We start from the raw sequence: 7,583 nt of genomic DNA on the forward strand, positions 1-7,583 counted from the left end.
AAGTATTCAATGATGCAATGGCTAAATTTGAGGCAGAAGTAAACGCAGCAATGGCTGAAGATCCTATTAAATACGGTTCATTTACTCGCGCTTATATAGACGCGACCATCAGCCTCGGCGAAAAAGGGCAGGAAGAGTACGATAATCAAGCAACCTTATATGTGCTAATGCTTGGTGATAGTGAACTGCGTGAGTTGTGGGCTAAATGGGCAAATGAACAAATTAAAAAACATGCTGAAACGGATAATACCGAGACATTATGTATGGTACGTCTCGTCGCTGACGGTATTTGGCTCTCAGACTTTTCAGGCATTGATATCGCAGACAAAAAGTCATTGCGCAAGCGATTAATAAAAATGACGCAACACGACTTTGATTGATAAACGATGCTGATTCATCAAATGACACTGACTTATAAAGTAATTTTTATTTCACTATTTAAAGACTGAATTTTGAAACTTAACCAACGACGATACTATTCGGCCTGAGTACTTTTATATAGTTACTTCTGCCAATCGTCCTAAGGAGAATTTATGACAGATCTTATCAATTTAGACCAAGTACAAACAGCCTATATCAACGGACGCTATCTAGCAGTTGATGAATCGCTGACGATTTTTGAAGATATCAATCCAGCCACTGGTGACGTATTGGCAACGATCCAGCAAACCAGCAATGAGCAGATTGACGAGGCAGTAAAAGCTGCTCATAAAGGTCAAAAAGTCTGGGCAGCGATGACAGCAGTTGAGCGTGGCCGAGTCTTATCAAAAGCTGTTGAAATATTGCGCGCACGCAATGATGTGTTGGCACTACTTGAGACCAAAGACACGGGTAAAGCCTACTCTGAGACTAAGTACGTCGATATCGTCACTGGTGCTGATGTCGTTGAATACTATGCAGGGCTTGCGCCAATGATTGAGGGTCGTCAGATTCCATTGCGTGATACTAGCTTTGTCTACACTCGCCGTGAGCCACTTGGTGTGGTCGCTGGTATTGGCGCGTGGAACTATCCTATTCAAATCGCTATGTGGAAAGCGGCACCTGCACTGGCTGCTGGTAATGCGATGATTTTTAAACCATCAGAAGTGACGCCGCTAACGGCATTGAAACTGGCAGAGATATTGACAGAAGCTGGATTGCCAGATGGTGTGTTTAACGTGGTTCAAGGTAACTACGAAGTAGGTCAGGCGTTGACTGAACACCCAGATATCGCAAAAGTATCGTTCACAGGTGGTGTGCCGACTGGTAAAAAAGTTATGTCGAGCGCGGCAAGCGCATCTTTAAAAGACGTAACTTTAGAGCTTGGCGGTAAATCACCTTTGATCATATTTGATGATGCGGATATTAATACGGCTGCTGACATCGCTATGATGGCCAACTTCTATAGTACTGGTCAGGTGTGTACCAATGGTACGCGTGTATTTGTCCCAAAAGCGCTACAAGCTAAGTTCGAGCAAGCTATCTTAACTCGTGTTGAGCGTATTAAACTAGGCGACCCTATGGATGAAAATATCAATATGGGTCCATTAGTTAGCTTCCCGCATATGGAAAGAGTGCTTGGCTATATCGAGCAAGGTAAACAAAGTGGTGCACGTCTACTAGTAGGCGGCGCACGTGTTACGACAGACGAGTTTGCAAACGGTGCGTTTGTCGAACCGACGGTATTCACTGATTGCACGGACGATATGACCATTGTACGTGAGGAGATATTTGGCCCAGTAATGTCGATATTGACTTATGAGACCGAAGAAGAAGTGATTCGCCGTGCCAATGATACAGATTACGGATTGGCAGCTGGGGTTGTGACTGCAGATCTAAAACGCGCGCATCGCGTCATTGCTCAAATCGAAGCTGGCATCTGCTGGTTAAATACATGGGGTGAGTCGGCTGCGCAAATGCCAGTAGGTGGCTACAAACATTCTGGTATCGGCCGCGAAAATGGTATCGAAGCTCTTGAGCATTATACTCAGACCAAATCTATCCAAGTAGAGTTGGGCGCGTTCGAATCGGTCTTTTAATTGTTCATAGTTTAATAATTTGTATTGAGAAAAACTAAGCCAGTAAGGTTTTTTATCAGGTCTATTTGGCCTTTTTAGTAGACCTTACTGACACTAAACGATTTATGTTTTTCAATATTATGGAGTATGTTATGCCATCAACCACACATGAGTACGACTACATTATCGTTGGTGCAGGCTCAGCAGGAAATGTGCTGGCCACACGTCTGACCGAAGATGCCAATATTAGGGTACTGCTGTTAGAAGCAGGTCGTCCAGATTATCGTTTTGACTTTCGTACCCAAATGCCAGCTGCGCTTGCAATGCCACTACAAGGGACGACTTATAATTGGGGTTATAAGACAGATCCCGAGCCCTATATGAACAACCGTGTTATGGACTGCGGTCGCGGCAAAGGTCTAGGTGGCTCATCACTGATTAACGGTATGTGCTACATCCGTGGTAATGCGTTAGATTTTGATGATTGGTCTAAGATAAAAGGCCTATCAGATTGGACATATTCTGATTGCTTGCCGTACTTCAAAAAGCTAGAAAATTGTGACGCTGGCGAGAATGACTATCATGGCGTGGGTGGTCCTGTTGAAATGACTACCTCAAAGCCAGGGGTTAATCCATTGTTCCAAGCTATGATTGAAGCAGGCGTGCAAGCGGGCTATCCACGTACTGAAGATCTAAACGGCTATCAGCAAGAAGGTTTTGGTCCGATGGATCGATTCGTGACACCCAACGGTCGCCGTGCATCAACGGCTCGCGGCTATCTCGATCGTGCCAAACCACGTAGCAATATCACGATTTTGACAGGTGCGTTGACTGATGTAATTTTATTCGACGGTAAGCGCGCTGTCGGTGTTAAAGTCGAGCACGAAGGCCAGACCAAAAATTTCCATGCCGCTCGCGAAGTAATTGTCTCTTCTGGTGCGATTGCTTCACCGCAACTGCTACAACGTTCAGGTATCGGTCCTGGTCAGTGGCTAAAAGACGCTGGTGTGACTGAAATATTGGAACTGCCAGGTGTCGGTAATAATTTACAAGACCATTTAGAGCTGTATATGCAGTATGAATGCAAACTGCCAGTTTCAATCGCGCCTGCAAATAAATGGTGGAATAAGCCTGCGATTGGTGCAGAGTGGTTGTTCAATGGCACAGGTCTGGGTGCTTCTAACCAGTTCGAAGGTGGCGGCTTTATCCGTACCGATGAAAAGTTCACCCATCCAAACATTCAGTATCACTTCCTGCCATTAGCGGTACGCTACGATGGCCGTAGTGCCGTTAAATCGCACAGCTTTCAAGCACACGTCGGCTCATTGCGCTCGCCAAGCCGTGGTCGCGTCAAGCTAAAGTCGCGTGATCCCAAAGCACATCCAAGTATTTTGTTTAACTATATGTCGCATGATCAGGACTGGCAAGAATTCCGTGCAGCGATGCGTATCACGCGTGAAATCATGCATCAGCCAGCGCTCGACCCTTACCGTGGTCGTGCGATTGCACCGACTGATGATTTGGTCACTGACGCCCAGTTAGATGAATACGTACGTAATCATAGTGAGACGGCTTATCATCCATCTTGTACCTGTGCGATGGGTGAAGACAATGATTCGGTAGTGAACGGCGAAGGTCTGGTTCATGGTATTGATGGTTTGCGAGTCGTCGATGCATCTATCATGCCCAACATCATTAGTGGTAATCTCAATGCCACAACAATCATGTTGGCAGAAAAAATTGTCGATAAGATGAGAGGCGTGAAGCTACCACGTTCTACGGCAGATTATTATGTGGCCAATGGTGCACCACTGCGCTCTGAGCCAATGCGTGATTACCTCTCGACGGTGTAGGCTGCAATATAAACCTACAGGCAAAAAACTGAATAAATAACGATATGAGAAAATTTCAACAAAAGGGCCTTTCCAAGTAGAGGCCTTCTCTATCAGCGTTAGCGTATTAGAATGATGAATACCGCTCAGGTTGAAGTTGTTTATAATTTTATTAGCTTTTTATTTATTGGTACTGCTTTGTCCGTCATGCGGTTGGTTCCACGTCATACGGTTATAGGTCATCAGTCTACCATCAGACGATGCCGGACAAAGCAATATCGGACCCTGTTTAATTTACCTATTGAGGTCTTTTATGTACAGTTCGCCATCACAAGATGTGACGAAACCTTTGAGCCTGAACAAAACGGTGTTTTTGGGCTCTGCTATTATTTCTATTTTATTGATAATCTGGACCATCGCTTTTCCAGATTATAGTGAGGCCTTACTTAGCTCAAGCATGGCGTGGGTGTCAGATAAGTTTGGCTGGTACTACATGCTGGTAGTTGCCGCTTATAGTATTTTTGCTTTATTTGTTGGCTTTTCTAAGTACGGTGATATAAAGCTTGGTCAAGACCACGAAAAAGCGCAATTTCCGTTTTTAGCGTGGGCGGCCATGCTGTTCTCAGCGGGTATCGGTATCGACCTGTTATTCTTTGGTGCCTCTGAACCTTTGATGCATTATTTGACCCCGCATACTGGTCTAGAGCCTGCTAGTGCTGAAGCGATGCGTGAAGCGCTTGCTCAGACTTTTTTGCACTGGGGTTTGCACGGCTGGGGTATTTATGCCCTGATCGGTATGGCTTTGGCTTACTTTGCTTATCGTAAAAATATGCCACTCGCGCTACGCTCGCCGTTGACGCCGATATTTGGTGAACGCCTAATCAAAGGCTGGCTAGGTGATGGTATTGATACCTTTGGTGTCGTCTGTACGTTGATGGGTATTGCGACCAGTTTGGGTATTGGAGTGCTACAAGCCAATGCAGGTTTGACCCATGTATTTGGTATCGAATCTAGCAAGATGGTTCAGGCGCTCATCATTGTCGGGGTTGTTGCCGCTGCCGCTATCTCTGCGATGACAGGTGTCGAAAAAGGCGTCCGTCGTCTGTCTGAATTCAACATGCTGTCGTCAATTTTGCTATTGCTTGCCATATTGGTGATGGGTAATACCGTATATCTATTGAATACCTTTACCCAGAATATCGGGCAATATTTCCAGACCATTATTTATAAGACTTTTGATGTTTATGCTTATGATGGTGCTGCTGGTGCTGAGTGGAAATCTTGGTGGACGATATTTTTCTGGGCATGGTGGGTTGCTTGGGCGCCATTTGTAGGTCTATTTATTGCACGTATTAGCCGTGGTCGTACTTTACGTGAGTTTGTATTTGGCGTGATGTTTATTCCACTTGGTTTTATCTTTGCATGGTTCTCTATCTTTGGTAATTCAGCGATAGACTTGGTTGCTAATGGTGCGACGGAGTTAGGTGAGATCGCGGTCAACGATGCTGCAATGGGTATGTTTGCACTGTTTGAATACTTTCCTTACAGTGAAGTACTGTCTTTTGCAGGTGTGATCATTGGTTTGATATTCTTTGTGACGTCTGCTGACTCAGGCGCGTTAGTATTAGCGAACTTGAGCTCAAGAGGTATGACCAATGACACTGATGCTCCTGTTTGGTTACGTCTGTTTTGGGCGGCAGCGACTGGTCTTATCACGTTAGGATTGTTGTTTGCAGGTGGTTTTGCCTCATTGCAGTCTGTCTCTGTCATTGCAGGCTTGCCATTCTCCATTATTCTTGTGCTCTACATGATGTCTATGTGGAAGTCGTTAAAGGAAGAAGGCAACAAACGCAAAGCCAGCACCATTGGTACGGCTAATGTACTAGATAGTGGTAAGAGCTGGAAAGCGCGCTTACAACGTATTGTGAGCTTCCCAGGACATGCACAGGTCGAAAAGTTCTTGCATAATGTTGTGATGCCAGCGATGTCTGAGGTCGAAAAAGAGTTCAAAGCAGGTGGCCTTAAGACCTCTTTAGATACCAAAAATCTTGCTAGTATTGGTGAAGGTATCGATGCAGTCATGGATCAAGATAGTGGTCAGGTAGATGGTTTGAAACTGCGTGTCGGTCATGGCGACGAAGACGACTTTATTTATGAAGTCAATCTGATTAAAGCTGAGCGTCCAAACTTTACCTTAAGCACATCAACTAAGCACGCAGAGTACTACTATCGTGCGGAAGTGTTCTTAAGTGAAGGCTCACAAGAGTATGACTTAGTTGGCTACTCAAAAGAGCAAGTATTGGTTGATATCTTAAATCAGTATGAACGTCATTTGCAGTATCTACATTTAGAGCGTTAGTCAGTCAGCTTTTTAAGTAAAGCTAATAGCAAAAATGTCCCCATAAGTTGAACGCAGCTTATGGGGTTTCTTTTTATGGATAAACTACTTATAAACAACTATCGTTTGAATTGAGGGTATATCCCAAACAAGCACCGCAAATATAAGGTAAAATCTATAAAGATTAAATTGATCGACTAATACGCTGCAACGTATTAGCAAAGGATAAATTTGTGACCAAATTAAAGTACATTGCCCATTATTCAGAGCAGATTCAAAATCAAGCTGCTCAGCTTATAACTGAGGATAGGTTAGGCGAATATCTGGAAAAAAAGTACCCGAATCAGCATCAAATCCAAAGTGACAAAGCGCTCTATCAGTATATAAATGAGATAAAAACCCAATACATGCGTAAGATTGGTCAGCTATCAAATGTCAGCTATAGCAGTAAGCTCAAGGTTTTAAAACATGCACTGGGTATTCATACGACGCAATCTCGCGTACAGGGAAGTAAACTCAAATCGCACAATAGCATCACGGTTGCCAGCCTATTTAAAGACGCGCCGCCAGAGTTTTTGCGCATGATAGTGGTACACGAGCTTGCTCATTTCAAAGAGCACGAACATAACAAAGCTTTTTATCAATTGTGCTGTCATATGGAGCCTGAATATCATCAACTGGAGCTGGATATGCGCTTATGGTTGCATTGGCGCGATTTATGACTCTAATCACTATATAACTAACCCATTATAAGTATCGTGCCTTCTTCTAAGAAGTCATCTGAGTCGTTAGAATTACGTTATAATCCTAACCACACACGAGATAGTCTATAAAAGGTTGTAAACAATGATCAATACCAAAATATATAAAGCCATTTACACCTTAGCTGAAGAGTTATTAGAAGCGGATCGCAGAGGCAATCAAGAAAAGTTTGATTCGCTATATGCTGAATTAAAAGCTATTTGTACTGACAATGAAGATACTGACAAGGACCACCCAGAACAATGGGAAACGTTGGCTGATTTCACGGAAGACTTAGACGCAGCATTGGTAATTTATGACAAAGCACTAGTAAAAGCCACTGAGATAAATTCAAAAGACCATCTGTCATCGATTGCTTTTTCGATGGCGGTGCTACAGCTTGAGACGGGCGAAAAAGAAGCCGCTATCCAAAGTCTGCAAAATGCCAAAATCTCAGCCAATAAAATAGAAGACAAAGAGTTTAAGGTTGAGATTGATGAGATGCTTACTAAGTTGTTAGCTGAGTAGTTTTGACTATAGTCAATCCTCTATAAATTGGGTAATCCGATATGCAAGACATACCTGTAATAATCGTTGGTGGTGGATTAAGTGGGCTATATACTGCCTTTTTATTAGAGCAAAAGGGCATAGCGTATAGACTGCTAGAGGCGCGTG

General features: G+C 43.8%; 7 protein-coding genes. All 7 read left to right on the forward strand.

All coding sequences use genetic code 11. From position 1 onward, the window contains the following. Window positions 1-380, forward strand: a 380-nt coding sequence (locus tag ACT3QQ_RS13245; protein ID WP_444528353.1) for a TetR/AcrR family transcriptional regulator, incomplete at its 5' end; no start/stop codon positions are given. Window positions 381-533: 153 nt separating this feature from the next. Then, window positions 534-2,018 (forward strand): betaine-aldehyde dehydrogenase, encoded by a 1,485-nt coding sequence (gene betB, locus ACT3QQ_RS13250; RefSeq protein WP_444528354.1) that lies wholly within the window; start codon window positions 534-536, stop codon window positions 2,016-2,018. Between the two features lie 131 nt (window positions 2,019-2,149). Continuing rightward, window positions 2,150-3,850, forward strand: coding sequence for a choline dehydrogenase (betA, locus tag ACT3QQ_RS13255; RefSeq protein ID WP_444528355.1), 1,701 nt, complete (start codon window positions 2,150-2,152; stop codon window positions 3,848-3,850). A 292-nt stretch (window positions 3,851-4,142) separates the two neighbouring features. Beyond that, complete coding sequence (gene betT, locus ACT3QQ_RS13260; protein ID WP_444528356.1) at window positions 4,143-6,188, forward strand: choline BCCT transporter BetT; 2,046 nt, start codon at window positions 4,143-4,145, stop codon at window positions 6,186-6,188. A gap of 212 nt (window positions 6,189-6,400) precedes the next feature. After that, window positions 6,401-6,889: a M48 metallopeptidase family protein gene (locus tag ACT3QQ_RS13265; RefSeq protein ID WP_444528357.1), complete on the forward strand. Its 489-nt coding sequence runs from the start codon at window positions 6,401-6,403 to the stop codon at window positions 6,887-6,889. A gap of 124 nt (window positions 6,890-7,013) precedes the next feature. Continuing rightward, complete coding sequence (locus tag ACT3QQ_RS13270) at window positions 7,014-7,436, forward strand: tetratricopeptide repeat protein (RefSeq protein WP_444523932.1); 423 nt, start codon at window positions 7,014-7,016, stop codon at window positions 7,434-7,436. 41 nt (window positions 7,437-7,477) lie between these two features. Continuing rightward, on the forward strand, window positions 7,478-7,583 hold a 106-nt coding region (locus tag ACT3QQ_RS13275), incomplete at its 3' end, for an FAD-dependent monooxygenase (RefSeq protein ID WP_444528358.1).

Origin of the sequence: Psychrobacter sp. AOP7-A1-24, from assembly GCF_052376235.1 — a bacterium.
GTDB lineage: Bacteria > Pseudomonadota > Gammaproteobacteria > Pseudomonadales > Moraxellaceae > Psychrobacter.

Excerpts from the sequence above, each read along its gene's own strand:
- betA (WP_444528355.1), top strand. The coding sequence starts at position 2,150 with ATGCCATCAACCACACATGAGTACGACTACATTATCGTTGGTGCAGGC.
- betB (WP_444528354.1), top strand. The coding sequence starts at position 534 with ATGACAGATCTTATCAATTTAGACCAAGTACAAACAGCCTATATCAAC.
- ACT3QQ_RS13270 (WP_444523932.1), top strand. The coding sequence starts at position 7,014 with ATGATCAATACCAAAATATATAAAGCCATTTACACCTTAGCTGAAGAG.
- betT (WP_444528356.1), top strand. The coding sequence starts at position 4,143 with ATGTACAGTTCGCCATCACAAGATGTGACGAAACCTTTGAGCCTGAAC.